Source organism: Streptomyces venezuelae, assembly GCF_008642335.1.
GTDB lineage: Bacteria > Actinomycetota > Actinomycetes > Streptomycetales > Streptomycetaceae > Streptomyces > Streptomyces venezuelae_F.
This window is the reverse complement of record NZ_CP029191.1, coordinates 2,144,941-2,171,750: the sequence shown is the minus strand read 5'-3', so window position 1 is coordinate 2,171,750 and position 26,810 is coordinate 2,144,941. Positions and strand designations below refer to the sequence as shown.

Genomic DNA, 26,810 nt, shown 5'->3' with positions numbered 1-26,810 from the left:
GGGCGGGCCGGAGATTCTATCGCCAAGGTCCTTGCCGACGAGGAAAGTTCCTGGATCTTCACCGATCCCGGTCGGAGGAGGGCCGTCATCTCCCGTCACGCGCCGCGGGACGATAACTTGGTCGGGCAGGCCCGCGGGGGGTCTGCCCCACCAGCCCCAAAGGGGCCCCGTGTGAGCGTGAACGCCAAGGCAGGCAGCACGATCCTGGTGGTGGACGACGTCGCCGCCAGCCGATACGCACTCGGTGCGGTCCTGCGCAGGGACGGCCACCGCGTCGTCCTCGCCGCCAGCGCGGGCGAGGCCCTCATCGAGCTCGACGTGCGCCGACGCGCCGGCGAGCTGCCGGACGTGGCGCTCGTCGACGTCGGCCTGCCCGACATGAGCGGCTTCGAACTGTGCCGCAGGCTGAAGGAGACACCACCGTTCGCCGCCCTGCCCGTCGTGCACTTCTCGGCCGCCCGGATAGCCCCGGCCGACCGGTGCCTGGGTCTCGACGCGGGCGGCGAGGCCTATCTGACGGTGCCCGCCGAACCGGAGGAGATCCAGGCCGTCGTGCGGGCCGCGGCCCGCGGGGCGCGCCACCGCAGCGACGCCGAGGCGCAGGCAGGACACCTCACCCGGCTCGCCGAGACGATCCTCGACGTGCAGTCCGCCCGCTGCCCCCGCGAACTCGCCGTGGCCGCCGCGGCCGGCACGGCCCGCCTCACCGACGGACCCGCGGCGGCCTTCGTCATCGCCGACGACGGCGAACTCCACCGCAGTCTGTCCCGGCGCAGGACCGCCGCCTCACTGCCCGACGAGGGCGCGCACGACACCGTGGTCCGCCTGATCCAGCGCGGCATGGCCGGACAGGTCGGCGTCCGCGAGACCGTCGTGCCCGCACCCGTGTGGCCCGCCGGATTCTTCCACGCCGCCGAGGCGTCCGACGGCACGGGACGCCCCGTCGGGGCCCGCCTCACCCTCGCCCGCGCCCGCGACGGGTCCGCGCCCGTCTGCCTCGCCACACCCCTGTACGACCGAGGATCCGCCCCCGGCACCGGACGGTTCGTGGGGCGCCTCGCCCACGCCACCGCCGTCGCCGCCGAACGACTGCTGATGTACGAGATGGAACGCCACATCGCCCTCACCCTCCAGCGCAGCTTCCTGCCGGCGCACGTCCCGCAGACCCCCGGCACCGAAGTCGTCGTCCGCTACGAACCCGCCTCCCGCGACACCGAGATCGGCGGCGACTTCTACGCCTCGCTCACCACCTCGCAGGGACTCCTCACCGGCATCGGCGACGTCGTCGGCCACTCCCTGGACGCCGCCACCGTCATGGTCGAGATCCGGCACGCGCTGCGCGCCTACTGCATCGAGGACCCCGACCCGCGCACGCTCGCCGGGCGCCTCGACAGCATGCTGCAGCGCTACCACCCCGAGGTCACCGCCACCCTCTGCCTGGCCCTCGTCGACCCCGCCACCGGCCGCACCCGCGTCGCCAACGCCGGGCACATCCCGCCCCTCGTCGTCACCGACGACGGCACCGCCGGCTACCTCACGGCGAAGGGCCCCCTGCTCGGCCTCGGCCTGGACCGGCCGCCGCCCACGGAGACGGTCCTGCGCCCCACCGACCGGCTCCTCATGGTCACCGACGGACTCATCGAGACCCGCGGCACCGACCTCGCCGAATCCATGGAGCACCTGCGCACGGTCGCGGCCGGAGCGCCCCTCGGCGTCACGGCTCTCTGCGACACCCTGCTCGACTGCCTGGGCCACAACCGCGAGGACGACATCGCGCTCCTCGCCATGCGCGTGCGCACGGGCAACAACCTGCCCCGGCTTTCCTAGCCTCCCTGGCCTCCCTGGGCTCCCTGGCCTTCGTGACCGAGCGGCCTCTCCATCAGCAGCACGCCGTACGGGGTGCCGTCCGCGGCGAGCTTGTCCATGAGTTCGCCGACGACCGCGTAACCGGCCTCTTCGTAGTACGTGCGCAGACGGGGACTCGTCACCATGACGTCCAGGCGGCTCAGCTCGCGGCCCGCCGCCGCGATCCGGTGCTCGGCGTCCCGCAGCAGCGCGCGGCCCGTCCCCGCGGGCGCCCCGGGCCGCGCCATCAGCCGGTGCACGTACCCGGCGACCGGCGGCTGCGCGCCCCACGCCTGCTCGTCGGACCACCACAGCTCGTACGCGCCGAGGGGGCCGGAACCGTCGTACGCGAGCCACACCTCCGCCGTCGCCGAGTCGATCACCCGCTCGAAGTGCCGCTCGTCCTTGGCGCCGGACTTCCACTGGTCGATGCCATGGTCCCGCAGCCGGCGGACCACGTCTTCGTAGAGGCCCGCCAAGGTCGTCGCGTCGTCCATGTCCGCGCGGCGGCAGGTCAGTTGTGCTGTCATGCGGTCAGTGTCGCAAGCCGTTCCAGGAGTTCGGCGAAGGGGCCGTCCGGTGGCTCGGAGGCGAGGACCTCGCGCAGCAGCGTCGCCATGCCCTCGTCGTAGGCGGCGCTCACCGCGGCGAGGGCGGCGAAGTCGTGCACCAGCTGGAGCTCGAGCTCCGCGCGCGGGATGCGCCGGCCGTCCAGCCAGATCAGCGCCGTCGACTCGGCGAGGGAGATCCAGGACCGCACGACGAGTTCGAGCCTGGCGGAGGGCTCGGTGACGTCGAGCTGGAACAGCACCTGCTCGTACGCGGCCTGGCGCACCGAGTCGACCAGCGCGTTCGTCGTCGAGGAGCCGACCGCGGGGCCGCCCCGCATCAGCGCCGAGAAGCCGGGCCCGTGGTCGTCGACGAAGGCGAAGAAGCGGCCCATGACCCGCAGCAGCCGCGCCCCCGGCGGGCCCTCGCGGGGCTCCACGAACCGCCCCGCCAGGTCGTCCGCCGCCCGGCGCAACGCCGCCTCGTACAGGCTGAGTTTGCCGGGGAAGTAGTGGTAGACCAGCGGACGCGAGATGCCCGCGGCCGCTGCTATCTCGTCGATGGACACGTCGTCGGGCGAGCGGTTGCTGAACAGGTCGAGCGCGACCCCGATCAACTGCTGCCGCCGCTCCTCGACACCCATCCTGCGGCGCACCCCGGTTGTCATGCGAACACCTTACCGAGCGGAACCGGCCCCTTTATCGGCCGGTCCGTGTCCGTTCCCGGCGCCCGCCTCACATGTCGAGGACGAGCCGTTCACCGCGCGCCCGCGAGACGCAGATGAGCATCGAGTCGGCCCGCTCGTCGTCGCCGAGCAGTTCGTCGCGGTGGTCTATCTCCCCTTCCACGACGCGCTGTTGGCACGTTCCGCAGAAGCCCTGCCGACAGCTGTACGGAGTGTCGGGCAGCTCCGCGCGGACCGCGGCGAGCACCGTGGTGTCCGCGGCGACCGCCACCGTACGTCCGCTGCGCCGCAGTTCCACCTCGAAAGCGGTGTTGCCGTCGGTGGACGTGCGTGGCGTGAACCTTTCCAGGTGGAGGGAGCAGCCGTCGGGCAGGGCGGCGGCGACGGCGTCCATCAGAGCTTCGGGGCCGCACACGTGGACGGCCGCGCCGGGCGGCGTCCCGTCGAGGAAGGCGGCGAGGTCCGGCAGCCCGTCCTCGTCCTCGGCGACCACGGTGACGCGCCCGCGCCCGGCGCCGCCGAGCTTCTCCACCTCTTCGAGGAACGGCATCGACGCCCGCGACCGCCCGCCGTACAGCAGCCGCCACGGCGCCCCCGCCGCCTCGACGGCCCGCAGCATCGGCAGGACCGGCGTGATCCCGATGCCGCCCGCCACGAAGACGTACGACGCCGCGTCGGCCAGCGGGAAGCGGTTGCGCGGCCCGCGCACCTCGACCACGGTGCCCTCGCGGAGCTGCTCGTGCACCTCGCGCGAGCCGCCCCTGCCGCCCTGTTCCGCCGCGATCAGGCGGGTCGCGACGGTGTACGAGGAGGTGTCCTCGGGATCGCCGCAGAGCGAGTACTGCCGCACGAGCCCCGAAGGCAGCACGAGGTCGAGGTGGGCGCCGGGCTCCCAGCCCGGCAACCGGGCACCTTCCAGGCGCAGTTGGACGACGCCCTCGGCGACCGTCTCGTGCCGGGCGACGCGGAGCCGCAGCGCCCGGGAGCGCGGCTGCCCGGAGACGGGCTCCTCCAGGGCGGGCAGTGGCCACAGCGGGGAGGCCGCGATGCGGCGGCGCAGGGCACGCCGGGCGAGCAGCGCGGCGCCCGCGGCGAGGGCGACGGTGCGGATGCGGGGCATGTCAGGCGGTCCCCTTCTCGGCGGCGAGCGCGGCGACGGCCGCGGGCGAGGAGGCGAGGTAGGCGACGGCCTGCTCGGTGCTGCCCTCCTGCGAGGGGTGGTAGGCCCGGCTGAGGTAGCGCGGGATGGAGCGGATCATGTCGCCGGTGGACGGCAGGGTCCCCGCCTTGCCGCTGCGGTGGAAGTCCTTGAAGGTGGCCCGGCCGTCGGTGAGCGTCGGGTCGTTCGCCATGAAGAACCGCGCCCCGCGCTGCCAGAGGAAGACGAGCGCGGTGAACGCGGTCGCCCACGTCCTGGCCCGGCGCCGGTAGCCGCCGTCGACGTGCATGAACAGCTCGAAGGCGACGGAGCGGTGCTCGACCTCCTCCGCGCCGTGCCAGCGCAGCAGGTCGAGCATGGTGGGGTCGGCGCCCCTGCGGTCCAGCTCCTCGGCGTTGAGGACCCAGTTGCCGAGGAACGCGGTGTAGTGCTCGATGGCCGCGATGATCGCGACGCGCTCCATCAGCCACCAGCGGCGCGCCTTGCCGGGCGGCAGCGTGCGGTCGCCGAGCAGCTTCTCGAAGAGCCAGTCGACCTGCGCGGTGTACGGCGTCGGGTCGAGGCCCTGCTCCTTGAGGTGCGGCAGGACCTCGTCGTGCGCCTGCGCGTGCATGGCCTCCTGGCCGATGAACCCGATGACGTCCTCGCGCAGCCGCTCGTCGCGGATCAGCGGAAGGACCTGCTTGTAGACGTGCACGAACCAGCGTTCGCCGGCGGGCAGCAGCAGGTGCAGCACGTTGATGGTGTGCGTGGTGAACGGGTCGTCCGGGAGCCAGTGGAGCGGGGTGCTCTCCCAGGAGAAGGAGACGTTGCGTGCCTTGAGCGCTGTGTGCTCGGACGCGACGGGCTCGGGCGCCCGGCTCTGCGTATTAGACATGGCGTCAATGTACTGATGGGTAGTTCGGGGGTACAGGGGTCTGCGCGGGTGAGTTCGGTCGGCGTTCGGTCAGCGGAGCGTGTTCACCTTCGTTCCGTCGGCCAGCGCGCCGGTGAGCCGCGCCTTCGCGGTCCGCTCGGTCCGTACGGCGAGGACGTTGCCCGCCGTGCGCTCGCCGCCGGACCCGGTGATGGACGTGACGTTCTTGCTGCCCGCGCCCAGGAGGTACCAGGAGCCCGCCCGTGACTTCCACAGGACGCCCGCGAGGACCTTCGGGTCGCGGCTGCCGCAGGCGGGGGTGTCCTCGGCCTTGGCGGCGACGGCGCCCACGGGCCCGTCGGCGGTCTGGAACTGGGCGAGGATGCGGCTGCCCTCGCCGCGCCAGGTGTCGGCGCGGGTGCAGACCCAGTCGGCGGTGCCGTTGGCCTCGGGCAGGGTCTGACGGGCGTACGTCCACGCGTTCACGGAGCGGACGCCGTGCGAGCGGACCGTGGCGAGGGAGCACGCGGACTTCGTCCACTCCGCGGGCGCTGCCTCGCGCGGGGCCTGCGGGCGGCCCGCCGTGAGGTGGGCGGGGACGAGCTCGCCGAGGTCGGTGGTGAGCCGCACGGCGCCGGTGTGGTCGCGCAGCCGCAGCGCGTTCCACGACGTGCATGCGCCGGTCTGCACCGGGCCCGCGAACGGGTCGGTGACACCGTCGGCGGAGCGCCGCAGCGCGACGGGCTTCGCGGCCGGCTTCAACAGGTCCTGCACGCCGACCGCCTTGATCCACGGAGCGGTGAGGTAACGGATGTTGCCGTCGGCGCGGTCGACGACGACGGCGTTCGCCTCCGTGCCGGTCGCGCCGTCCACGCGGGCGAAGTCGAGCGCCGCGCCGCCGGTGCCCTCCTTCGGCTCGGCGTACCGCACGATGCGCAGTCCGTCGTAGAGCAGCACCACGCGCGCGGAGTCGACCTCTCCGGCGTAGAGCAGCCGGGCGGGTCCGGGCGGCGCCCCGGCCGCGGTGCCCGGCGTCGCGGAGACCTGCACGGACTCGCCGGGGCGCGCCCACACGGCGAGGGCACGCCGGAGCAGGCCCTTGTCTCCGATGAGGTCGCCGCGCGCGGGCCACATGGAGAAGTCGGTCCGGGCGGAACGTTTCCACGCCTGCGGGGTCGCCGTCGTCAACTGCCCGGGATCGAGAGCCGCTTGCCCGGCCGGGTTCTGCGCGTAGGGCGGCGCGGCGGCGCCGTCCGGCCCCCACCCGTCGCCCGGCAGCCCGAGGAGCGCCCCGCACACCAGGACGGCGGCGGCCGCGACACCCGCGGCCTTCATGTGCTGTCTGCGCCGCATCAGGTCGGTCGGCCGCGCCTGCAGGGAGCAGGGGTCGAACTCGGGCGACGCGAGCAGGTCGTACCGCGCCTCGACCTCGTCGGCCTCGTCCAGGGCGTCCTCGGGGTCGTCGCAGCCGGCGGCGGCGAGCACGGCGCACACATCGGCGTCGTCCAGCGCTTCGAGGCCCCGCAGGACGTAGGCGGCGCGGGCGGCGCCCGACAGGTCGGAAAGACGCTGGTCCAGGGCGAGTTCGTCGGCGCCTCCCGAGCGCGGGAAGAGCCGCAGCCCGCGCACCTGCGGCAGCAGCGGCGGCAGCTGGGCGCGCTTGGGCCAGGCGTTCCACCGCAGGGGGAGACCGGCGTCGAGGGCGCCGCACAGCACTTGGAGCCGCATGTACGCGTAGGCGGGGTCACCGAGGGGCCGCGCCTTGCCGCCCTCACCGGCCTGGCCGCCACCTCCTCCCCGCTGGCCGGGGACGGCGGCCTCGCCCGTTCTGCGGCTGCGCGGCAGGGCGCGCTGGGTGAGGGCGTGGGCGGTCAGGACCCGGCGGTTGCGGCCGAGGCTCGGTGGCAGCACCAGATAGGCGAGCCGGACGAGCCGCGGGTAGTGCTCGACGAGGGCGGCCTCGGCCTGCTCCACGTCGACCACCGGGGTGGGGCGGCTGGACTTCGGGGACTTCGACGGAGACTGCACATTCGACGACACGTTCAACAAAACGAGCGAATCGTCGGATGGTCACCTCATGCCGGGGTGTCCGCCACGAGTGCGCGGGCGTAATGGGCCATGGAGCGCTGGTAGCGGGGGAGGTGCGGGGCGAGGGCTTCCAGTACGAGGGCGAGGCCCTCTCTCTCCCTGCCGAGGCCGGCGAGGCACAGCGCGAGACAGGCGCGCACGGCGTCGTCCAACTCGTCGCCGGGCCGTTCCAGTTCGGCGGTGAGCAGGGCGACGCCCTCCTCGGCCCGCCCCACGTTCCGGAGCGAACTCGCGAGCTGGACGGCCGTGCGCCGTCGGCGGTAGCCGTCCAGGCCGCGGTCCAGGGCCTCCTGGTACAGGGGCACGGCGCGGTCCGAGTGGCCGGTGGAGTCGAAGGCGCAGGCCCGCTCGAAGAGCCCGACGGGATGCCCGGGCGGCAACTCCGCGACGAGCCCGTCGATCACCTCGCGGAACTCCTCGGCCCTGTCCTCCTCGTAGGAGTCCAGCGTCTCCCAGGCCTCGGCGACCCGCTTCTTCCAATCCGCGTCCATGTCCCCAGCCTGGCACCGCCCGCCCCGCCCGTCACTCCCTTTTCCGGGGCTACCCCAGCTTCCACCCGCTGAACTCCACCGTCCCGCGGGCCCCGTCACCCCCGTTCGTCGCGCTCATGAACAGCCCCACGTCCTGCGCGGCCGCAGCGCCCGGCACCGGGACCGTCGCCACCGTCCGCCACGTCGCGCCGTCGTCCGTCGAGCACGCGCCCGTGAAGGAGTCCCCGGCACGGGAGAGCCGGAGCAGCACCGGAGCCGTGAGGCCCGTGATGCGTTTGTACGTGTCGAGCGTGCCGTCCCCGTTCGTGTCGTAGGAGAGGACGACTCCGTTGGACGGCGTCACGGCCAGGTCGACGAAGCCCCGGGACAGCGGGGTGGCGAGGGCGTTGCGGGCGATGAGGCCCGCCCTGGCCCACGGGCCCGTGTCCGCCTGCCGGTCGACCCGCACCGTCACGGACACCCCGTCGCGCAGCGCCTCCTTGCGGTACAGCGTCCCGAACTCCGCCGTGCCCTTCCACAGGTCGGCGCCGCCCCCGTCGATCGCGTACCGCTCTCCCAACTGCCCGAACACCGCGGCGTTGTTCGTGTACGAGCTCCACGCGTCGTCGACCGGGCCCGCCTCGTACAGCACGCCCTCGTGGACGGCCCGCACCCGGCGCTCGCCCGCGGGCCCGTACCGGACCGTGATCTCGTAGGGCAGCGGGCGCAGCGGCCGGTCCAGCGGGGTGTCCGGGGCGGCGGCCCGCCACGTGACCTTCCCCGTGCCCGCGGGAGGCACGCGTGGCAGGGACACGGGTCCCGTCGGTTCCGCGTCGATGCCCGTCAACGCGAAGTCGACGCGGCCCGTTGCGCGGAGGCCGTTGACGTTGCGGAAGGACGCCGTCAGGCGGGAGCGACCGGCGGGCGGGATCGCGGGCGGGTCGGCGGTGACCTCCAGGCTGCCCTGGTAGGGCGCCCGTGCCAGGACGTCGCGGACGCGGGAGGCGACGCGGTACGAGGAGGCTCCCTGCGGGCGCTGCGGATAGTCCTTGCGCTCCCGCGTCCATTTCTCCTCCAGCGCGAACCAGTCCACCGGCTTCGGTTCGCGCCCCGCCGCGAGGGCGTCGGCCAGCTCGTCGAGCCACGTCTGCCAGCGCGGCAGGTACAAGTCGGCGACGAGGCCGTGCCATTCGCGGTTGCCGTAGTCGTGCAGCCGGCCCGGGTCGGCCGTGGCGCGCTCGCCCCACACGGTGATCAGGACCTTGGCGGTCCGCTCGAACTCGGCGCGTTCCGCCTCGGTCGTCCCCATGCGGCGGGCGGCCGCGGTCCACGGGCCGAGGAGGAACGCGGTGTGCGTGCCCGTCACCTCGTCCGAGAGCCGCATCAGCCGCAGCCACAGCTCCGCGAGCGTGCCGAAGGTCCGTTGGTCCCCCCGTTCGTACGCCGTCCGCAGCTGCGGCAGGAGCTGGCGGCTGCGGTGGGCGAGGGCCTGCCGGGCGACGTCGACCAGGTCGTGGCGGTAGGCGGCGCTGTCCCGCAGCGAGCCGGCCACGCCCAGGAGCCCGGTGAGCGCGGCGTCGAACCGTGCGGGGTCGTAGGTGAGCGCGCGCGGCGCGTACTCGGCGGCGCGGGCCGCCGCGAGGTCGGGGCGCGCGGCGAAGAGCGAGTCGTGCGGGTCGCTGCGTTCGACGGCGGTGTGCTGGTAGGCGGTCGCGTTCAGGGTGCGCCACGCGGACCGCGCGTCGGCGTCACGGCCGCCGTACCGGAAGTCGGCGTACGAGGAGAACCAGGCGGCCCGGTCCACCGGCGCCTTCGTCCACGCCAGCTCGGAGAAGAGCTCGAAGGCGGCGGGGTCGCGGTCCGTGGCCTCGGGCATGAACGCGGTGCCGGTCAGGGCGCTGCCCGCCTTGTCGCGCCAGGCGAAGAACCGCTCGTTCCACAGGTGGGTGCGGGCGCCGATCGTCGTGCGGCCGCCGAAGTTGGGGATGGTCCCGAAGGCGTACGGGGTGCCGCCCCAGTCCTTCTCCCGGTCCGGCTCCTTCGCGTACCGGTCGGAGACGCCGTCGACGATCAGCATCCGCTTCTTGTCGACGGCGTCGAGCAGCGCGGGCAGCGGGTTGGCCTCCCAGCCGAGGATCACCCACGTGGCGTCCGGCCGTGCCTTGCGCAGGGCCGCCTCCACGCCGCGCGCCGCCGCCGGGACGGGCACGTCGCCCGCGGTGCCGCCCTCGTGCAGCAGGTCCATCTTGAAGAGGTCGGCGGGGCCGAAGAGGTCTTCCTGGTGGCGGTAGAAGGCGGCGGCGACCTTCGCGAACGCCGAGGTCCGCGGGTCGAGCCAGTCGGGCCGCTTGAACCCGTGCCAGACGCCCTGCGGGACGACGCGCGCGTCCCCGCCGTTGCGCTCGACGAATCCGTCGGGCACATGGCCGTAGTAGCCGGGCAGGACCGGCGCGATCCCGAGGTCGCGCAGCCGCCGCACGATGCGCCGCCCCAACGCGACCCGGTCCGCGATGAGTTGGTCGGAGAGCGGCCCGCCGTACCCGGAGAGGTTCTGCAGCAGCCACCAGGGCTGGTGCGAGGGCGCGGGCAGCCACGCCCTGGCCTCGGCGTCGGAGTAGCCGAACTCGGTGAGCACCTTCCGGTACACCGCCTCGGCGCCCGCGATGACGAGGACTTCGTTGCACCCGTGCAGCGCGAGGACGTCGATCATCCGCTCCCAGTACGTCCAGTCGGCGTAGGGCGCGGTGTACCCGTCGTTCGTGTCGTTCAGGGCGAACCGGTGGGGGAGCGAGGTGCTGCGCTCAAGGGTCCGTGCCGGTGCGGGGAGCCTGCGCGGCAGGTCGAGCTGGTCGCCGTTCCAGGTGATGTGGGCCCCGCACACGTACTTCAGGTACCAGTGGACGCCGGTGAGCAGCACGGCGGGCGTCGTGCCGGACACCTCGATCCGGCCGGTCGTGCCGGTGACCTCGAAGCGGTCCTCGCGGCCGCGGGCGGGCAGGAGTCTGAGCCGGAACTGTTCCGCGTGATGCGGCAGGAGTCTGTTGAGCGCCGAGCGCGCGGAATCCGTATCGAAGGCGGGGCCCGCGACGGAACCCGCGGGCCCGTCGGCGGCGTGGGCCGGCAGCGGTAAGCCGCCGACCGCGGCGCCGAGACCGAGGGCCCCCGCGGTGCCTAGCACGGTGCGTCTGGACGGTTCGGACATGTGTACCCCCTGGGGTGAAGGCTGCGGCGCACGGTATCCGGGCGGCCGACCGCCAACAACGGTGCATACGAGACAGGCGAGTCGAACTCGCCGGAAGAGGCTGGTGGGACGACGATGAGGACGGTCGGTGCGGCGCGGTACGCGCTTTCGGGCATGGCTGCGGGAGCCCTGATGATGGTGATGGGATGCGGCTCGGGGGGTGACGGCACACCACGCACGGCGAGCGGCAGCCTTGAGCAGCTGGCGGCCGAGGCGGGGTGCAGGCCGGACGTCCGGACGGACGCGGCGGAGCTGCGCCAGGCCACCTGTCAGAACGGTGCCCGGCGCTACGTGCTCGTAACCTTTACAAACGCCCGTGGCCAGGCCGAATGGCTCGACGAGGCGAACGACTACGGCGGTACGTACCTCGTCGGCGGCAGCAGTTGGGTGGCGGTCGGCGCCGCCGACGACATCGCGGCGCTCCACGACCGCCTCGGCGGGACCGTGGTGGACGCCGCGGGGAGGCACGGCGGGAACCACCACGGTCACCACGAGGGGTGAGGACCGTCGGGGGCGGAGTCCTCAGGTGCAGCGCCGGCCGGAGTTGATGCACTTGGCGACGCGGCGCATCAGCCGCTCGTCGAAGACGTTGATGAAGTCGCCGTGGTCGGTGACGGGCTTGTGCAGCTGCTCGGGGAACGAGTCGACGGCGAAGCCGGGCCCCGGCGGCACGTCGTACACGATGCGCTGCACCAGCTGCGGCACGGCGCGGAAGCCGCGCGGGCAGGCGCCGGTGCGCGGGTCGGCGAAGGCGACGTGGGTGCGGTGGTTGGCGCTGTCGGTGTTCTGCCCGTCCCAGCAGCTCTGGAAGTTGAACGTACGGACGACCTTGCTGCCCTCGGGGCAGATCGGGTACTTGTCCTTCAGCTGCCGGTTCTCGAAGCCGGTGCAGCTCCACGACGCGTTGGCGTTGGCGTCGCCGTTGGTGAACGCCTTCGCGTCACCGGTGATGATGCGCAGGAAGCGTGGCATCGCGACGACCTTGCTCACCGGGTTCCCGGCGAACTTCAGCGAGACGGAAGCGGGTGTCTGGATCTCGCCGACGTTCTGGTCCTTGCCGCCGCCGTCGGCCTGCGCGTCGTCCTCGTCCCGGCCGTTCTGCAGCCGCAGGACGGGCCAGTAGTACGTCGACTTGTCGCCCTGGTCGCGGCAGCTGGTCCGCCCGTTCGCGAGGTCGTTGTCATCGGAGAAGGCGTCTGTCGCCTGGTTGCCCACGTAGTCGTGCATGTGGTGGGCGCCGTTGCTCACACCGGGCGCGACGATGACGTTGTCCGGGTTGAACTTTCCGTTCGCGTTGCGGCCGCACCGGGTGGTGAAGGTGCCGCGCGAGGCGTTGCGGCCGTTGCGGGGGCGGTCGACGTTGGGCCGGACGGACCGGATCTCGACGAAGTCCCCGGCTTCGGGACCGTTGGCGGACGCGCTCTGTTCCTGTTCCTGGCCCTGTTCCTGTTCTTGGCCTTGTTCCTGGTCGTCGGCGCGCAGCGTGCAGGGCGCCATTCCGTCGAGGCCCTCGGGGCGGGCGCCGGAGCGGTCCAGGGTGTCGGAGATGCCGCCGAGGGTCTTTCTGCGCTGCTCCTCCAGGGGCCCGAGCAGGGACTCCTTGTCCCGGGTCTGCTCGAACCGCCCGTACGCGTCCGTGATCTGGCTGTCCAGATCCGCGAGCTGCCGGTCCACCTCGCCGCGCGCGGCATCCGGCACCTCCGGCAGCTGATTGCCCACGTCCGGGCAGCTGATGGTCGACAGTTGCTGCCCGGCACTCTGCGGCGGGGGCTGATCCGAGCCCTCCTCGGCGTTCGCGTAGACGTTCACGGCGACCAGGCCGCCGCCGCCCATGATTACCGCTGCGGACGCGGCGACCACGCGCCGCGCCAGCCTTGATCGTTTTCGTGAGGTACGTCCCATGGGGCTACATACGCATCAGCGACCCGCCGCGTTCACCGCCCCTGGTCCAGATAGGCGAGGACGGCGAGGACCCGGCGGTTGTCGTCGTCGGAGACCGCCAGGTCCAGCTTCCCGAAGATGTTGGACGTGTGCTTGGCGATGGCCCGCTCGGTGACGACGAGCTGCGCCGCGATCGCCGCGTTCGACCGTCCCTGCGCCATGAGTTCGAGCACCTCGCGCTCGCGCGGGGTGAGCGCGCCGAGCGGTTCGTCGGCGGCGGACCGCCGGGACAGGAGCTGCTGGATGACCTGCGGGTCCATCGCGGTGCCACCCGCAGCGACGCGCCGCACGGCGTCGACGAACTGCGCCGCGTCGAAGACCCGGTCCTTGAGGAGATAGCCGACGCCCCCGTTCCCGTCGGCGAGGAGCTCGCGCGCGTACAACTGCTCCACGTGCTGCGAGAGGACCAGGACGGGCAGTCCGGGGCGGGCCCGGCGCGCGGCGAGCGCGCACTGCAGGCCCTCGTCCGTGTGGGACGGCGGAAGCCGGACGTCGACGACGGCGACGTCCGGCTGCAACTCCTCCAGGGCCTTGGTCAGTTCGGGCCCGCTCTCCACGGCGGCGGCGATCTCGAAGTCGAACGCCTCCAGCATCCGCACCAGGCCGTCACGGAGCAGGAAGAGGTCTTCGGCTAGGACAACACGCAAGGGATCTCCATGGTCACCATGGTCGGGCCGCCCGCGGGACTGCTGACGGCCAGTACGCCGTCGAATGTACCGAGCCGGCGTTCGATGCCGCTCAGCCCGGAGCCCGCACCGGTGACCGCCCCGCCCTTGCCGTTGTCGGTGACGGCGATGCGCAGCATGCCGTCGGCGTGGTGCATGTCCACCCAGACGCGGTCTGCGCCCGAGTGCTTGATCGCGTTGGTCAGGGACTCGCTCACCGCGAAGTACGCGGCCGACTCGACCGGCGCCTCCGCACGCCCCGGCAGCTCCACGTCGACCTCCGTGGGCAGCGGCAGGCGCAGTGCGAGGGCCTTGACCGCGTCGCCGAGACCGCGTTCGGCGAGGACCGGCGGGTGGATGCCGCGGACCAGGTCGCGCAGCTCGGTCAGGGCCTCGCCGGAGTTCTGCCGGGCCTTGGCGATCAGCTCCTTGGCCTTGGCGGGGTTGGTCTCGATCATCGCCTCGATGGTGCCGAGGTCCATGCCCATGGCGACCAGGCGGGCCTGCGCGCCGTCGTGCAGGTCGCGCTCGATGCGGCGCAGCTCGGCGGCGGAGTTGTCGACGGCGTCGTGCCGGGTCTCGGTCAGCCGGTCCACGCGCCGCGCCAGTGCGCGCTCGCGCATCCTCGCGGTGGGGGAGATGCAGGCGCGGGCGAGGAGGAAGTGGCCGCGTACGAGGGCGGGGTTGACGAAGAGCGAGAGGATGAAGAAGCCGGTGCCGAGCAGCGCCGCCTGGTCGGCGGTGTCCTGCGAGGTGACGTGGATGAACGCGAACCACTCGCCGCCGCCCGCGTCGTAGATCGGCTCCCACACACCGGCGGCGAGCACCCAGCCGTACAGCATGTAGAGGATGAGCGAGGGCGCGAGGACCGCGACGACCGGCGCCACGGTCATGTTGACCAGGAGCCACTGGAGGTCGCGCCAGGTCGCCGGGTCCTTGAGCATCAGCGAGCAGCGCTCCACCTGCCCGGTGACGCCGGAGCGCAGGTCGGGCGGGAAGGGCCGGTAGGCGTGCGGGATGGGCACGTCCGACCACGATCCGGCCAGGCTCCGGTAGGTGTTGGCGTAGGCGCGCAGGAGCGTGAGGACCGCCGGTGTGGTGAAGACGCCGATGCCCAGCAGGATGAACGCGATCGACAGCACGGACAGCACGAAGAGGACGATCGAACCCGCCAGCGCGAAGATCGTGAGGTAGAGGCCGCGCGCCCCCGCGACCACCGCGTCCTTGAGCCTCTTCATGGTCATCCATCCCTCTCGTCACACCGTGGGTCCGGCCGCGTTCCGTGCGTCCGGCACGGTCACATCTTCGTCGGTGCCCGCAGGGCGAGTCATTGGGCCCTCCACCCGGGCCGGGGTGTACCTGACGACACCCCGGAGCCTCGCCCTGTGCTTCGGGCAGAGGGGGCTTCGGCGGCTGGGGCGCACGGCCCCCGATTTCTAGCGTGAGTCACGTCTTATCCGACGCATACTCACGCAGACTTGATGGGGGCGAAGCGCCAATGAGGCGGAACCTCGCGGCACGACTCGGTGTGTGGAGCGCACACCACCGGAAGGCGGCCGTCCTCGGCTGGCTGGTCTTCGTGGTCCTGGCCACGGTCATCGGCGGGGCCACCGGCACGGTGACCGCCTCCGACGAGGAGATGGGCGTCGGCGACTCGGGCCGCGCCGCCGAGATCCTGAAGGACGCGGGTGTCGACGAGCCGGCCGGCGAACTCGTCATGGTCGGCGCGCACACCGCCGACGGATGGCGGCACGCGGCCGCCGACCTGTCGAAGGCCCTGGACGCGACCGGCGAGGTACGCGGCCTCAAGGCGCCGCTGCCCTCCGAGGACGGCAAGGAAGCGCTGCTCCGGTTTGAGATCAAGGGGGCGTCGGACGACGCCGTCGACCACGTCGAGCCGGTCCTCGACGCCGTGGCGAAGGCGCGGGACGACGGGGCAGGACACGGCATCTCCGTGCACCAGTTCGGCGACGCGAGCTCCGAGAAGGAGCTGTCCGACCTGCTCGCCGACGACCTGAAGAAGGCCGAGTTCACCGCGGTGCCGCTCGCGCTCGGCATCCTCCTGATCGCCTTCGGCGCGGTCGTCGCCGCACTGCTGCCGGTCGGGCTCGCGCTCACCGCGTGCGTGGCGGCGTTCGGCCTGCTCTCGCTGGCCAGCCACCAGTTGCACCTGTTCGAGACGACGTACTCCGTGATGTTCCTGATGGGCCTCGCGGTCGGCGTCGACTACTGCCTCTTCTACCTGCGCCGCGAGCGGGACGAGCGCGCGGCGGGGCGGGACGCGGAGACGGCCCTGCGGATCGCCGCGGCGACCAGCGGGCGCGCCGTCCTCGTCTCCGGCCTCACCGTGATGGTCGCCATGGCGGGCATGTTCCTGTCCGGGCTGCTCCTCTTCAAGGGCTTCGCCGTCGCCACGATCCTCGTGGTGTGCGTGGCGATGCTCGGCTCGGTCACCGTTCTGCCCGCACTGCTCGCGGGGCTCGGCGACCGGATCGACGCCGGCCGCATCCCGTTCCTGAACCGCCGCGCCAAGAAGGGCTCGTACAAGAAGGGCGCGCACGCGAGCGGTGGCCTGGCCGGCAAGGTGCTGCGCCCCGTCCTGGCCCGTCCGAAGTTCTTCGCCGTCGGCGCCGCGGTCCTCCTGCTCGCCCTCGCCGCGCCCGCGCTCGGCATGAAGACCGAACAGCTCGGCCTGGAGAAGCAGTTCGGCTCCGACGCGCCGCTGTCCGTCGCGTACCAGGAGATCACCGACGAGTTCCCGGGCGGCCCGGCCCCGGCCCGCGTGGTCGTCAAGGCGGACGACATCGGTGCGCAGCCCGTCCGGGACGCGCTCGACTCGCTGACCCGCAAGGCCGGTGACGGCGCCGAACTCACCGTCCACAAGGCGGCGGGCGTCGCCGAGATCACGGTGCCGCTGCCGGGCGACGGCACGGACGCCGAGGCGAAGAAGGCCCTGCACGAGCTGCGGGACGACACGGTCCCGGCGGCCTTCGACGGGCTGGACGTCGACGCGTACGTGGGCGGGGACCTGGCCTCGTCCGAGGACTTCGGCGACCAGCTCGGCAGGGGCATCGTGCCGGTCTTCGCCTTCATCACCGCGGTGACGTTCCTCCTGATGCTGTTCAGCTTCCGCTCGGTGGTGATCGCGGTGACGTCGATCGCGCTGAACCTGCTTTCGGTGGGCGCCGCCTACGGCGTCATGACCGCCGTCTTCCAGTACGGCTGGGGCGCGGAACTCATAGGTTCGGAGAAGGTCGGCGCGATCGAGAACTGGATGCCGCTGTTCGTCCTCGTCGTCCTCTTCGGGCTCTCCATGGACTACCACGTGTTCGTGGTCTCCCGGATCCGCGAGTCCCGCGACCGGGGCATGGACAACCGCGCGGCGATCCGCGAGGGCATCATGCGCACGGCGGGCGCCGTCACGGGCGCGGCCGTGATCATGGTGGCGGTCTTCGCGGTGTTCGGCACGCTGTCCATGCAGGACATGCAGCAGATGGGCGTGGGCCTGGGCGTGGCGGTCCTGCTGGACGCGACGGTGGTCCGCATGATCCTGCTGCCGTCCCTGATGACCCTCCTGGGCGAACGCAACTGGCACACGCCGAGCTACCTGCGGTGGCTGCCGAAGATCTCCCACGAGGACGCGGAGCCGACCGCGGGGCCGCGCACCCACTCGCACAACACCCGCATCCCGAGCGCCCGTTGACGCTCGTACGGTACGAGGTGGTCCCCGGCGCGGCTCCGTCCGCACCGGGGACCACCCCGTTCATCTCACAGGCCGAGCGCCTTCGCCTCCTTCTCGGAGGCGAGCCCGACGGCCGGCCGGTCGGGCCGCTGCGGCGCCGTCCCGCCGACGGACCGCAGCCACTCCCACGTGTCGCGGACCGTCTCGGCGACGGGCCGGGTCCTGAGCCCCGCCGCGACCGCCTTCTCTGACGACGTCCGGTGCATCGTGTCGTGCAGCTCGCCCGGCGCCAGCCACACCGGCAGCTCCGACCACTGCTCGATACCGGCGTCCAGCACCACCCGCGGCTCGGTCCACCGCAGCGTCGCCTCCGGACCCGCCACCTCCGCGCACGCGTCGAGGAGCTCGCCCATCGTGATCCGCCCCATGGGACTGACCAGGTTGTACGCGCCGTGCAGCCCGTCGGCCGCCGCGTCGAGGACCCACTCGGCGAGGTCCCGCACGTCGACGTACTGGATGTCGAGGTCCCGGGGCCCGGGGGCGAGGACGGGACCGCCGCGCGCCATCCGGTTCAGCCACCACGGCAGCCGCCCGATGTTCTCGTACGGACCGAGGATGAGACCGGCCCGCGCGAGCACCGTCCGCTCCTCCCCGAACGCGGCGACCGCGGCGAGCTCGCCGCCCCGCTTGTCCTCCGCGTACGCCGTCGCGTCCGCGTCCGGATCACCGTCCACCACGGGGAAGCCCTCGTCGGAGCCCGCCTCGCCCGGGTAGCGGTACACGGAGCCGCTGGAGACGTACACGTACCGCCCCGCGCGCCCCGCGAGCAGCCGGGCCGCGTCCCGCACCGCCCGCGGCGCCGCCGACCAGGTGTCGACGACCACGTCCCACTCGCCGTCGGCCAGCGCGTCGAGGCCGCCCTCGGCGGTGCGGTCACCGTGCACGGCACGGGTGCCCGCGGGCGCCGCGTGGCGACCGCGGTGGAAGACCGTCACGTCCCAGCCCCTGGCCAGGGCCGCCTCGGTGACCGCACGCCCCACGAACTCGGTACCGCCAAGCATCAGAAGTCTCATGCCGGTGACTCTGCCCCGGCGACCCCGGTCCTGTGAACCGGGTTCTGCTCGGGGCAGAGCGCGGAACCGCAGCTCGAAGGGCAGCTCGGCTCAGCGGGCGGTGGGCGGCGCGTACTTGTAGCCGACGCGGCGCACCGTCTGGATCGTCCTGCGGTGCTCGGCGCCCAGCTTGCGGCGCAGCCGCGCCACGTGCACGTCGACGGTGCGGCCGTCGCCCACGTGGCCGTACCCCCACACCGTCGTCACCAACTGGTCGCGGGTGTGCACCCGGTGGGGATGCGCGACGAGGTGGGCGAGGAGCTCGAACTCCAGGTACGTGAGGTCGAGGACGCGCCCTTCGACCTCGGCGGCGCGCTGCACGGCGTCGATCCTGATGGGGCCGGGGGCGGGTGCCTGCCGCGGCTCGGGCAGCACGGGTTCGGGGGCGGCGGTGACGGGCTCCTGGCCGGCCGGCACGAGGACGAGGTAGCCGACCATCGGCGGCTGGCCCGGCAGGGTCGGCAGGGTGTGCTGCGGCGCGGGCAGCCAGGTGGCGCCCGGCGGCAGGAAGTCGGCGATCTGCACCACCTCGTCGGGCGCGACGGCTCGCAGTCGGCCGCGGCCGGGCACCGGGGGAGGGGTGAGGGTGGAGGGAGCGGAGGCAGAGAAGGAACGGGAGTTCGCCATGGGGAGTCAGCTCTTTCGCGCGAAGAAGGAGTCGTCGAGAACGAGACGTACGTCGTGCGCGTCAGGCGAAGGCCGGGTGAACGGCTTTAGAAGGCCCGCGCGTTCGTCGCGCGGCAACACACCCGGTCGAAGTCGTGGTGCTGACGGGAGGGCCAGAAAGGCTCGAGGTCATGACGACCCGTCGCGGTGATCTGGTGGCTGCCCATGGCTCCATTGAATCAGATGAAGAGAGGGTCGCCCACCGTGAGCGACGGGCGACCCTTGAGTGACGGGTGGGGATCAGACCTGGCCGGCCTTCTCCAGCGCGGTGCAGCAGGTGTCGACGAGCAGCCGCGTCACGACGTACGGGTCGACGTTCGCGTTGGGGCGGCGGTCCTCGATGTAGCCCTTCTGCTCCACCTCGACCTGCCACGGGATGCGGACCGAGGCGCCGCGGTCGGAGACGCCGTACTTGTACTCGTCCCAGGGCGCGGTCTCGTGGAGACCGGTGAGGCGGTCGTCGATGCCCGCGCCGTAGTTCTTGACGTGGTCCATCGGCTTGGAGCCCTCGCCGAGGGACTCGCAGGCGGTGATGATCGGGGCGTAGCCCTCGCGCATCGCCTTGGTGGAGAAGTTGGTGTGCGCGCCCGCGCCGTTCCAGTCGCCCTTGACCGGCTTGGGGTCGAGGGTCGCGGAGACCTTGAAGTCCTCGGCGGTGCGGTAGAGCAGCCAGCGGGCGATCCACAGCTGGTCGGAGACCTCCAGCGGGGCGAGCGGCCCGACCTGGAACTCCCACTGGCCGGGCATGACCTCGGCGTTGATGCCGGAGATGCCGAGGCCCGCCGTGAGGCAGTGCTCCAGGTGCGCCTCGACGACGTCACGGCCGAAGATCTCGTCCGCGCCGACACCGCAGTAGTAGCCGCCCTGCGCGGCGGGGAAGCCGCCGACGGGGAAGCCGAGCGGGCGGTCGCCCTCGAAGAACGTGTACTCCTGCTCGATGCCGAAGATCGGCTCCTGCGCGGCGAAGCGGCCCGCGACCTCGGCCAGTTCGGCGCGGGTGTTGGACTCGTGCGGCGTCATGTCCGTGTTGAGGACCTCGCACAGGACGAGGACGTCCGCGCCGCCGCGGATCGGGTCCGGGCAGGTGAAGACCGGCTTGAGCACGCGGTCCGAGGCGTGGCCCTCGGCCTGGTTCGTGCTGGACCCGTCGAAGCCCCAGAGCGGCAGCTCCGCGCCCTTCGCGTCGTCCGCCAGGATCTTCGTCTTGGAACGGAGCTTCGCGGTCGGCTCGGTGCCGTCGATCCAGATGTACTCAGCCTTGAAGGTCACGGGGCCTCATCCTCATAACGCTCGGTACGGCGCAGAACGTGCGGGTGCTGCGGTGCCGTGGTGATGGGCGGAAGACTGGCAACCGGCGATTTCCCGACCGTTGCTCTTGTGTGAACCCCGTGTTACCTGGGGCGCGTGTGGCTGACGTCACGGGCACGCGTGGGGTGGGCGTCATTTGATGACCGCGTTGGCGGCCGCTATCGCGAGCCCGATCGTCGCGTCGGCGCCGCCGATCAGCAGGGCGGAGCGGCGCCGGTAGCCGACCCGCGCCGCGGCCACGGTGCCCCAGGCGAAGAGGAGGGCGGCGTTCAGGAGCAGCCCGCCGTACGTCACGGGGCTCTCGGGCCAGCCGAAGGCCCCGGCGAGGACCAGCAGCAGCACGGTCGGCCAGCAGGCGACGATCACCGGCCACTCGTCGACGAGCGCCCAGCCGAGCTGGCGCCAGCGGTGCGCGCCGCGGCCCGGCCGGTACGTCGACATGTGGTGCGCGTAGCCGTGGGCGAGGGCGGCCGTGCCGGCCGTCACCATCACCCAGGACGCGTCGTAGTAGGGCGTGTAGGGGTCCCCCTGCGACTGCAGGGCCGCGAGCAGCGCGCTCGCGAGGACGGTTCCGTATACACCCCCGGACATCCAGCTCCGCACGGCGCGCTCCTCTCTGGTTCTGGAGCACTCCACGCTAGGCAGGGGTATGTAACGGTTTGCCGGACTTGAGTCATCAGTCGCCGGACAACCGGGGCCCTCAGCGGGAGAGCGCGTCCCGCACCGCTTCCTCCGTGCGGCCCACGACCGCCGTGCCGTCGTCCGCCGTGATGATCGGGCGCTGGATCAGCTTCGGGTGGTCGGAGAGGGCCTTGATCCAGCGGTCGCGGCCTGACGCGTCGCGGGGCCACGCCTCGGCGTCCTTGAGGTTCAGGTCCTTGGCGGCCTGTTCCTGGGTGCGGGTGATGTCCCAGGGTTCGAGGCCGAGCCGGTCGAGGACGGTGCGGATCTCGTCCTCGGTGGGTACGTCGTCGAGGTAGCGCCGCACGGTGTAGTCGGCGCCCTCCGCGTCGAGCAGCGTGAGCGCGCTGCGGCACTTCGAGCAGGCGGGATTGATCCAGATCTCCATGCCCACACGCTACCTGCGAACCACCCGTCGCAGGCCCCGCGGCGGCTTTCTGTTCGATTACCCCAAACCCGGTCTGGCCAGCGGCGATTGTCAGTGCAGGGCAGTAGAATCACAGTAGTGTTCGAGGGCGCCCGACGGGGGGTCCTGACCGCGACAGGAGGATGCCTGTGGCCGCTGCCGCACTCACATCGAAGCGTGTGTCCAAGACCGTTCCCAAGCCCGTCCTGATCGACCTGCCGTACGCACCGCTGGAGAAGAAGGCGCTGCCCGCCGGACGCCCGCGCGAGTGGTACGTCAACCACAACCGCCGCCTGAAGGCCATGCGTCTCGCGATAGCGCTGCTCGACTCGGGCGTCTATCTGCCGAACCAGGCGAAGAACAGCACGATCCGGCGGATGGCGGAGGACGTCGGGATCCATCCGCCGTCCGACATCACCTGCCACATGGTGCGGGCGCTCATGCGGTACAGCCGCTGATCCGAGCGCGCCGGCCGTGGCGCGCTGCCGCAAGTACGGGCCACCTGGAGGGAATTGGCCTTCCAGGTGCCCCGTTCCGCGCGCGATGCCGTGCGTTCACCTGTGCGATGGGACATGCTGAGTCCCATGACCCAGCAGGAACCCGTCGGCGAACTGCCGCTCCTGACGACCGCCGAACTCCCGGACGGCACACGGCTTCCCGTCCGCGCACTCCGCGCCCCCGAGCCGGAACGCTTCCTGCCGTCAGGATCGGGCCCGGCGCCCGGCCCGCCCCCCGCCCCCGCCGTGCTCATCCTGCCCGCGATGGGCGTCCCCGCCCGCTTCTACCGCCGCTTCGCGCGCCAACTCCACGACGAGGGCCTGACCGTGCTCACCGTCGACCTGCGCGGCCAGGGCGAGGCGACGCCGTCCTCGGCGGGGCGCGGCGCGCCGGGACACGGGTACCGCGAGATCGTCGAGGAAGACCTCCCCGCCGTCGTGGCCGCGATCCGCGACGAACTCGGCACGGAGCCGCCCCTGTTCCTGCTCGGCCACAGCCTGGGCGGCCAGCTCGGCCTGGTGTACGCGGCGTCGGCGGGGCGGCACTCCGCCGTGGACGGCGTGGCCGTGGTCGCCACGGGCTCGGTCTGGCACCGCGCGTTCGCCCCGCTGCGCGGCACGGGCCTGCTCCTGGTACAGCTCCTGATCGCCGGCACGGCGACGATCCTGGGCCGCTGGCCCGGCACCCGGCTCGGCTTCGGCGGCAACCAGCCCAAGGGCGTCATGCGCGACTGGGCACGACAGGTGCGGACGGGCCGCTACAGCGCGGAAGGCTCCACCCTCGACTACGAATCGACGCTGGCCACCCTCGCCCTCCCCGTCCTCGCGGTCTCGGTGGACGACGACACGTACGCCCCCGCCTCCTCCCTGAACCACCTCCTGGCCAAGGTCCCGGAAGCGCGCGTGACCCGCCGCCACTACACGGCCCATGAAGCGGGCGCCGCGCTCGACCACTTCGCATGGACCCGGGCGGGCGGTGCACTGGCCAAGTGGGTGGCGGCGTGGACGACCGAAGAGCACCCGCACCCCAGAACGCTCATCGGCCACCGCGCGGCCACGGGCTCCTGACGAGGGCCCCCGTGACGAAGACGACCGTGTCCGTGTTCACCCTCGGCGGCACCATCTCCGCGCAGGGCGGGGGCGGTTCGGGCCGGCTCTCCGGGGCCGAGGTCCTCGCGGGCCTCGGTGCCGTGCCGCCGGGCGTCGAGGTCGAGGTGCACGACGTGCGCAGGCTGCCCAGCTCCTCGCTGGACTTCGAGGACGTGGCCGAGCTCGCCGGGCGGGTCGACGCGGCGACGGCCGAGGGACACGGCGTCGTCGTGGTGCAGGGCACCGACACCCTGGAGGAGACCGCCTTCCTGCTCGACCTCGCCTGTGCGCGCCGCGCCCCCGTCGTCGTGACCGGCGCGATGCGGCGGCCCGACCTGCCGGGCGCCGACGGCCCCGCGAATCTCGCCGCCGCCCTGGCCGTCGCCGCCGACCCAGGCTGCGCGGACCTCGGCGTCGTCGCGGTCCTCGCCGACGAGATCCATGCCGCGCGGCACGTACGGAAGACGCACACCACGTCCGTCGCGACGTTCGCGTCGCCGGGCGCGGGGCCCCTCGGCCGGGTCGTCGAGGGCAGGCCGCACATCCTGCTCCGGCCCGCGGGAGCGGTGACCGACCGCCCCCTGAACCTGCGCGGTACCGCCCGCGTAGCCCTGGTCACGCTCACCCTCGGGGACCGCGGCGAGCTCCTCGAAGCGGTCGACGAACGGTTCGGCGGCCTGGTCGTGGCGGCGTTCGGCGCGGGCCACGTCCCCACCTGGCTCGTCGACCCGCTGGCCGCGCTCGCCGCCCGCATGCCCGTCGTCCTCGCCTCCCGCACCGGCGCGGGCCCGCTGCTGAGCGAGACGTACAAGGGCCCCGGCTCGGAGTACGACATGCTGGGGCGCGGCCTGCTCTCCGCCGGGCCGTTGGACGCGCCGAAGGCCCGGCTGCTCCTCCACGCCCTGCTCGCGGACGGCGCCGACCGCACCCAAGTGGCCGACGCCTTCCGTGCGTTGAACACGTGCTGAGTGGTCAGCCGATCTGGTCCGGCGTGACCGTCAGCCACCGCTTGTCCGCGGTCACCTTCTGACCCAGCTCGCGCTGCCGCTCCGCGTTCTTCTTCTTCATCCCGTCGAGCTGCTTCATGTACGAGTCCTTGCGGTTGACCCACACCCGCACGCCGCCGTGCGCCACATCGGCGGAGTGGAACAGCATCGGCCCGTCGCTGAGCGGGGTGTCACCGGCCGCCAGGATCGGCTTGCGCCACTCGTCGATATACGTGTTGATCGCCGCGGGCTTCCCCTCGTACCAGGTCAGCGGCGCCCACAGGTTCGGCGTCAGCTCGCGCTTCGCGAGTTTCGCGCGGTCCTTCTCGCCGAAGCGCCCCTCGGCGATCTCCTTGCGGGAGCTGGTCACCTCGCCGCTCTCGCGGTCCTTCAGCTGCAGGGAGACACCGATGACGTTCTGCGGCTTCACGCCGTAGCCGTACTTCGGGTCCGCGAGCACCATGCGGACCAGATCCTCGCTGGCCGCGCTGACCACGTACACCTCGATGCCGTGCGCCCGCAGCGTCCCGTAGAGCTGCTGCATGCCGCGCGAGAACTCCGGCGGCTTCACCTCGGTCTTCGTGAGCTTCCCGTCCTCGTAGTACTCGGCGGGGATCGGCTTCTTGTACGCCAGGAGCTCGTCGACGTACCCCTTGAGCTCCTTCAGCGTGAAGCCGGAGAAGATCTGCGCGGCCCAGGGGTAGCAGACCTGGTCGTCCACCTCGCACAGCCGGTTGTAGTAGCTGTACAGGCTCTCCTTGTGACCGGCCTTGTCCTTGAAGGGGATGACCTTCAGGGACGGGTCCATGGTCTTGCGGGTGAGGACGCCCTTCATTTCGAGGAAGGGCAGCAGCGACTCCTCCAGGTCGTTGCGGTACGTCGTGTTGTCCGCGTCGAAGACGGCGTACGCGCCCTTGTGGTCGTTCTCCGCGATGACCTTGCCGAGCTGCTTCGCGACGGGCTTCGGCCAGTGGGACAGCTCGCGGGCGGTGGCCGCCGGAGTGTCGGCGGCGCTCGCCTCGTCCGTCGGCCACAGGGCGCTGCCCGCGAGCACGGCGGCGGCCAGCGCGCCCGTGGTGCCGATGACGGCCAGCTTGCTCTTTGCCCGTACTGCCATGTCTTTATGTCCCTGCCGTTCCCTGCGAGCGATGTGCGCCCCGGCCGGAGCGGCGCGCAATGCTATGCGGCGGCACCCACATTTCCCATGATCGAAGTCACCGTGACGCGGGGGCATGGGGCGGGTGAACACGGGTAGCGGAGGAGTCCCGCGCATACTGAGTGCATGGACTCCCGTGAGTTCGTCCGGGCCTCGCCCGGGCTCGACGGCATGGTGGTTTCCGCGGTCGGCTACCGCACCGAGGGCCGGCGCCCCGGCCTGCACCGGGGCCTCCCCTCGCCGTACCTGACACTGATCTTCTCCCTGGACGGCACCATCGCCACCGGCAGCACCCCGGACCAGGCGACCGGCGCGGACGCGACACGCACCGACATCATCGTGGGCGGCCTGCACCAGAGCCCCGCGTACGTCGTACAGCCCGAGCACGAGGCCGGCATCCAGCTCGCCGTGCACCCCCTCGCGGCCCGCGCGCTCCTCGGCCTGCCCGCGGCCGGACTCACCGGGCAGCTGGTCGTCGGCGGCACGGACGTCCTGGGCGGCCCGGCGGCCGGGATCCGCGAGCGGCTGTGCGAGCTCGACCGCTGGGAGGACCGTTTCGCGCTCCTCTCCGCGTACCTGCGGCGGCGCGCGGCCGCGGCGGAGGACACGGCGGGAACCGTCCGCCCGGAGGTCGCCGAGGCCTGGGCGTGGCTGGCCAGGCACCGGGGCGCGGGCACGCTCGGCGGCCTCTCCCGGCACGTCGCGCTCAGCGAGCGCAGGCTGACCGCGCTGTTCCGCGCCGAGACGGGTCTCAGCCCCAAGCAGACGGCCCGCCTGATGCGCTTCCAGCACGCCAAGACCGTGGTGGCCCGCGCGGTCGCCGCGGGCGCGCCGCCGGACCTCGCCCGGGTCGCGGCCGACACCGGGTACTACGACCACTCCCACCTCGTACGCGACTTCCAGCAGTACACAGGGATGGCGCCGACCGGCTGGCTGGCCGAGGAGTGCCGGAATATCCAAGCCGGGGCGCACGGCCGGGGCGAAGAGTAGGGGCATGGAAACGAACCGGGACACCACAGCGAACGAGCAGCTCAGCACCCCCGCCCCGGCCATTTGGCCCGGCCTCCAGGCACAGGACGCCCCCGCCCTGATCGACTTCCTCGTCGGCACCGTCGGCTTCCTGCGGACCGCCGTCTACGAAGATGAGGGCCGCGTCGCCCACGCCCAGCTCGACTGGCCGGAGGGCGGCGGGGTGATGCTCGGCTCGTACGATCCCGCCGACGCGGCCACCTGCGGGCGGCCCGGCACGGCGGGCGCGTATGTCGTCACGGCCCATATCGACGAGCTGTACCGGCGGCTCGTCGAGGCCGGCGTGAAGGTCACCAGCGAGATCGAGGACAAGCCCTACGGAAGCCGTGAGTTCGGCATCGAGGACCCGGAGGGCAACCGCTGGTCGTTCGGTACCTATCGGGGCGAGCCGAGGCCCGCGCCGACATCCACGCCCGCCCCGTAAGGCGGCACACCGGGCCCGTGAAGCCGCGTGATAACTTGCGCAAGCCAGTCAAACCCACACCTGGGCCAGGGAATCCGGTGCGAATCCGGAACTGACGCGCAGCGGTGAGGGGGACGGGCGGGGCCACGGCCACTGGGAGTCGCGAGACGCCCGGGAAGGCGCCCCGCCCGGCCGATCCCGAGTCCGAAGACCTGCTGGCGCCCTCCGGCCGCTCACCCGGCGGCGGGGGTCCGACGCAGGCCAGGCTCCGCGTATGAGCCGCGACACCCAAGGGA

Annotated in this window: 24 protein-coding genes and 1 riboswitch; of the genes, 8 read left to right on the top strand and 16 right to left on the bottom strand. The window is 72.5% G+C overall.

The window, feature by feature from the left end:
- The first annotated feature begins 177 nt into the window (after window positions 1-177).
- Complete coding sequence (locus DEJ49_RS09755; RefSeq protein ID WP_150188130.1) at window positions 178-1,827, top strand: fused response regulator/phosphatase; 1,650 nt, start codon at window positions 178-180, stop codon at window positions 1,825-1,827.
- Here DEJ49_RS09755 and DEJ49_RS09750 read toward each other — a convergent pair.
- From DEJ49_RS09750 to DEJ49_RS09720, 7 genes are all read right to left on the bottom strand, one after another.
- Window positions 1,824-2,375 (bottom strand): GNAT family N-acetyltransferase, encoded by a 552-nt coding sequence (locus tag DEJ49_RS09750; RefSeq protein WP_150183767.1) that lies wholly within the window; start codon window positions 2,373-2,375, stop codon window positions 1,824-1,826. The genes DEJ49_RS09755 and DEJ49_RS09750 overlap by 4 nt on opposite strands.
- Complete coding sequence (locus tag DEJ49_RS09745; RefSeq protein ID WP_150183766.1) at window positions 2,372-3,061, bottom strand: TetR/AcrR family transcriptional regulator; 690 nt, start codon at window positions 3,059-3,061, stop codon at window positions 2,372-2,374. The genes DEJ49_RS09750 and DEJ49_RS09745 overlap by 4 nt, the downstream gene beginning before the upstream one ends.
- Window positions 3,062-3,128: 67 nt before the next feature.
- Entirely contained in the window at window positions 3,129-4,199 is a 1,071-nt protein-coding gene (locus tag DEJ49_RS09740) for a PDR/VanB family oxidoreductase (RefSeq protein WP_150183765.1), read from the bottom strand.
- Between the two features lies 1 nt (window position 4,200).
- Window positions 4,201-5,115 carry a metal-dependent hydrolase gene (locus DEJ49_RS09735; RefSeq protein ID WP_150183764.1) on the bottom strand — a complete coding sequence of 305 codons (915 nt, stop codon included), beginning with the start codon at window positions 5,113-5,115 and terminating at the stop codon, window positions 4,201-4,203.
- Between the two features lie 69 nt (window positions 5,116-5,184).
- Window positions 5,185-7,134 carry a hypothetical protein gene (locus DEJ49_RS09730; protein WP_223832779.1) on the bottom strand — a complete coding sequence of 650 codons (1,950 nt, stop codon included), beginning with the start codon at window positions 7,132-7,134 and terminating at the stop codon, window positions 5,185-5,187.
- A gap of 35 nt (window positions 7,135-7,169) precedes the next feature.
- Window positions 7,170-7,673: a tetratricopeptide repeat protein gene (locus tag DEJ49_RS09725; protein WP_150183762.1), complete on the bottom strand. Its 504-nt coding sequence runs from the start codon at window positions 7,671-7,673 to the stop codon at window positions 7,170-7,172.
- A 49-nt stretch (window positions 7,674-7,722) separates the two neighbouring features.
- Window positions 7,723-10,854 (bottom strand): alpha-N-acetylglucosaminidase, encoded by a 3,132-nt coding sequence (locus tag DEJ49_RS09720; protein ID WP_150183761.1) that lies wholly within the window; start codon window positions 10,852-10,854, stop codon window positions 7,723-7,725.
- A 114-nt stretch (window positions 10,855-10,968) separates the two neighbouring features.
- On the opposite strand from DEJ49_RS09720, the gene DEJ49_RS09715 reads away from it, so the two are divergent.
- On the top strand, window positions 10,969-11,394 hold the full coding sequence (locus tag DEJ49_RS09715; RefSeq protein ID WP_150183760.1) for a hypothetical protein: 426 nt from the start codon (window positions 10,969-10,971) through the stop codon (window positions 11,392-11,394).
- Between the two features lie 21 nt (window positions 11,395-11,415).
- On the opposite strand, the gene DEJ49_RS09710 is transcribed toward DEJ49_RS09715, so the two are convergent.
- Genes DEJ49_RS09710 through DEJ49_RS09700 form a run of 3 tightly spaced genes read right to left on the bottom strand, consistent with a single transcriptional unit; the run spans window position 11,416 to window position 14,743 of the window.
- Complete coding sequence (locus tag DEJ49_RS09710) at window positions 11,416-12,795, bottom strand: DUF1996 domain-containing protein (protein ID WP_150183759.1); 1,380 nt, start codon at window positions 12,793-12,795, stop codon at window positions 11,416-11,418.
- A 32-nt stretch (window positions 12,796-12,827) separates the two neighbouring features.
- The gene (locus DEJ49_RS09705) at window positions 12,828-13,481 is read right to left on the bottom strand and encodes a LuxR C-terminal-related transcriptional regulator (protein ID WP_150183758.1); all 654 of its coding nucleotides are present in this window, start codon (window positions 13,479-13,481) and stop codon (window positions 12,828-12,830) included.
- Window positions 13,466-14,743, bottom strand: a complete 1,278-nt coding sequence (locus tag DEJ49_RS09700; RefSeq protein ID WP_150183757.1) for a sensor histidine kinase — start codon at window positions 14,741-14,743, stop codon at window positions 13,466-13,468. The genes DEJ49_RS09705 and DEJ49_RS09700 overlap by 16 nt, the downstream gene beginning before the upstream one ends.
- Before the next feature lie 254 nt (window positions 14,744-14,997).
- Here DEJ49_RS09700 and DEJ49_RS09695 point away from each other — a divergent pair, with 254 nt between their 5' ends.
- Window positions 14,998-17,202 carry an MMPL family transporter gene (locus tag DEJ49_RS09695; protein WP_190329302.1) on the top strand — a complete coding sequence of 735 codons (2,205 nt, stop codon included), beginning with the start codon at window positions 14,998-15,000 and terminating at the stop codon, window positions 17,200-17,202.
- A gap of 65 nt (window positions 17,203-17,267) precedes the next feature.
- On the opposite strand, the gene DEJ49_RS09690 is transcribed toward DEJ49_RS09695, so the two are convergent.
- From DEJ49_RS09690 to DEJ49_RS09670, 5 genes are all read right to left on the bottom strand, one after another.
- Window positions 17,268-18,254, bottom strand: coding sequence for an NAD-dependent epimerase/dehydratase family protein (locus DEJ49_RS09690; RefSeq protein ID WP_223832778.1), 987 nt, complete (start codon window positions 18,252-18,254; stop codon window positions 17,268-17,270).
- Window positions 18,255-18,344: 90 nt separating this feature from the next.
- Complete coding sequence (locus tag DEJ49_RS09685; RefSeq protein WP_150183756.1) at window positions 18,345-18,920, bottom strand: winged helix-turn-helix domain-containing protein; 576 nt, start codon at window positions 18,918-18,920, stop codon at window positions 18,345-18,347.
- A gap of 279 nt (window positions 18,921-19,199) precedes the next feature.
- Window positions 19,200-20,228: a glutamine synthetase gene (gene glnII, locus DEJ49_RS09680; protein WP_150167039.1), complete on the bottom strand. Its 1,029-nt coding sequence runs from the start codon at window positions 20,226-20,228 to the stop codon at window positions 19,200-19,202.
- Window positions 20,229-20,399: 171 nt separating this feature from the next.
- Window positions 20,400-20,870 carry a hypothetical protein gene (locus DEJ49_RS09675; protein WP_150183755.1) on the bottom strand — a complete coding sequence of 157 codons (471 nt, stop codon included), beginning with the start codon at window positions 20,868-20,870 and terminating at the stop codon, window positions 20,400-20,402.
- 97 nt (window positions 20,871-20,967) lie between these two features.
- Window positions 20,968-21,336, bottom strand: coding sequence for an arsenate reductase family protein (locus DEJ49_RS09670; protein WP_150183754.1), 369 nt, complete (start codon window positions 21,334-21,336; stop codon window positions 20,968-20,970).
- Between the two features lie 161 nt (window positions 21,337-21,497).
- Here DEJ49_RS09670 and DEJ49_RS09665 point away from each other — a divergent pair, with 161 nt between their 5' ends.
- From DEJ49_RS09665 to DEJ49_RS09655, 3 genes are all read left to right on the top strand, one after another.
- Window positions 21,498-21,812, top strand: coding sequence for a hypothetical protein (locus DEJ49_RS09665; protein WP_150183753.1), 315 nt, complete (start codon window positions 21,498-21,500; stop codon window positions 21,810-21,812).
- Window positions 21,813-21,938: 126 nt separating this feature from the next.
- Window positions 21,939-22,919 (top strand): alpha/beta fold hydrolase, encoded by a 981-nt coding sequence (locus tag DEJ49_RS09660; protein ID WP_150183752.1) that lies wholly within the window; start codon window positions 21,939-21,941, stop codon window positions 22,917-22,919.
- 11 nt (window positions 22,920-22,930) lie between these two features.
- On the top strand, window positions 22,931-23,908 hold the full coding sequence (locus tag DEJ49_RS09655) for an asparaginase (RefSeq protein ID WP_223832777.1): 978 nt from the start codon (window positions 22,931-22,933) through the stop codon (window positions 23,906-23,908).
- 4 nt (window positions 23,909-23,912) lie between these two features.
- Here DEJ49_RS09655 and DEJ49_RS09650 read toward each other — a convergent pair whose 3' ends face one another.
- Window positions 23,913-25,043, bottom strand: coding sequence for a haloacid dehalogenase-like hydrolase (locus DEJ49_RS09650; protein WP_150183750.1), 1,131 nt, complete (start codon window positions 25,041-25,043; stop codon window positions 23,913-23,915).
- Window positions 25,044-25,208: 165 nt separating this feature from the next.
- Between DEJ49_RS09650 and DEJ49_RS09645 the strand changes: the two genes are divergently transcribed.
- Together DEJ49_RS09645 and DEJ49_RS09640 are read left to right on the top strand one after the other, a co-directional pair.
- On the top strand, window positions 25,209-26,072 hold the full coding sequence (locus DEJ49_RS09645; protein ID WP_150183749.1) for a helix-turn-helix domain-containing protein: 864 nt from the start codon (window positions 25,209-25,211) through the stop codon (window positions 26,070-26,072).
- Between the two features lie 4 nt (window positions 26,073-26,076).
- A complete protein-coding gene (locus tag DEJ49_RS09640; protein ID WP_150183748.1) occupies window positions 26,077-26,535 on the top strand; it encodes a VOC family protein in 459 nt (152 codons plus the stop codon).
- A gap of 28 nt (window positions 26,536-26,563) precedes the next feature.
- Window positions 26,564-26,749, top strand: a riboswitch (cobalamin riboswitch).
- Window positions 26,750-26,810 lie beyond the last annotated feature (61 nt).

Bases quoted from the DNA above. Each gene is read 5' to 3' on its own strand.
- DEJ49_RS09695 (WP_190329302.1), top strand. From the start codon at position 14,998: ATGAGGCGGAACCTCGCGGCACGACTCGGTGTGTGGAGCGCACACCAC.
- DEJ49_RS09650 (WP_150183750.1), bottom strand. From the start codon at position 25,043: ATGGCAGTACGGGCAAAGAGCAAGCTGGCCGTCATCGGCACCACGGGC.
- DEJ49_RS09660 (WP_150183752.1), top strand. From the start codon at position 21,939: ATGACCCAGCAGGAACCCGTCGGCGAACTGCCGCTCCTGACGACCGCC.
- DEJ49_RS09750 (WP_150183767.1), bottom strand. From the start codon at position 2,375: ATGACAGCACAACTGACCTGCCGCCGCGCGGACATGGACGACGCGACG.
- DEJ49_RS09720 (WP_150183761.1), bottom strand. From the start codon at position 10,854: ATGTCCGAACCGTCCAGACGCACCGTGCTAGGCACCGCGGGGGCCCTC.
- DEJ49_RS09715 (WP_150183760.1), top strand. From the start codon at position 10,969: ATGAGGACGGTCGGTGCGGCGCGGTACGCGCTTTCGGGCATGGCTGCG.
- DEJ49_RS09645 (WP_150183749.1), top strand. From the start codon at position 25,209: ATGGACTCCCGTGAGTTCGTCCGGGCCTCGCCCGGGCTCGACGGCATG.
- DEJ49_RS09710 (WP_150183759.1), bottom strand. From the start codon at position 12,795: ATGGGACGTACCTCACGAAAACGATCAAGGCTGGCGCGGCGCGTGGTC.
- DEJ49_RS09670 (WP_150183754.1), bottom strand. From the start codon at position 21,336: ATGGAGATCTGGATCAATCCCGCCTGCTCGAAGTGCCGCAGCGCGCTC.
- DEJ49_RS09740 (WP_150183765.1), bottom strand. From the start codon at position 4,199: ATGCCCCGCATCCGCACCGTCGCCCTCGCCGCGGGCGCCGCGCTGCTC.
- DEJ49_RS09700 (WP_150183757.1), bottom strand. From the start codon at position 14,743: ATGACCATGAAGAGGCTCAAGGACGCGGTGGTCGCGGGGGCGCGCGGC.
- DEJ49_RS09725 (WP_150183762.1), bottom strand. From the start codon at position 7,673: ATGGACGCGGATTGGAAGAAGCGGGTCGCCGAGGCCTGGGAGACGCTG.
- DEJ49_RS09685 (WP_150183756.1), bottom strand. From the start codon at position 18,920: ATGGCGAACTCCCGTTCCTTCTCTGCCTCCGCTCCCTCCACCCTCACC.
- DEJ49_RS09745 (WP_150183766.1), bottom strand. From the start codon at position 3,061: ATGACAACCGGGGTGCGCCGCAGGATGGGTGTCGAGGAGCGGCGGCAG.
- DEJ49_RS09640 (WP_150183748.1), top strand. From the start codon at position 26,077: ATGGAAACGAACCGGGACACCACAGCGAACGAGCAGCTCAGCACCCCC.
- DEJ49_RS09665 (WP_150183753.1), top strand. From the start codon at position 21,498: ATGCCTGTGGCCGCTGCCGCACTCACATCGAAGCGTGTGTCCAAGACC.
- DEJ49_RS09690 (WP_223832778.1), bottom strand. From the start codon at position 18,254: ATGAGACTTCTGATGCTTGGCGGTACCGAGTTCGTGGGGCGTGCGGTC.
- DEJ49_RS09735 (WP_150183764.1), bottom strand. From the start codon at position 5,115: ATGTCTAATACGCAGAGCCGGGCGCCCGAGCCCGTCGCGTCCGAGCAC.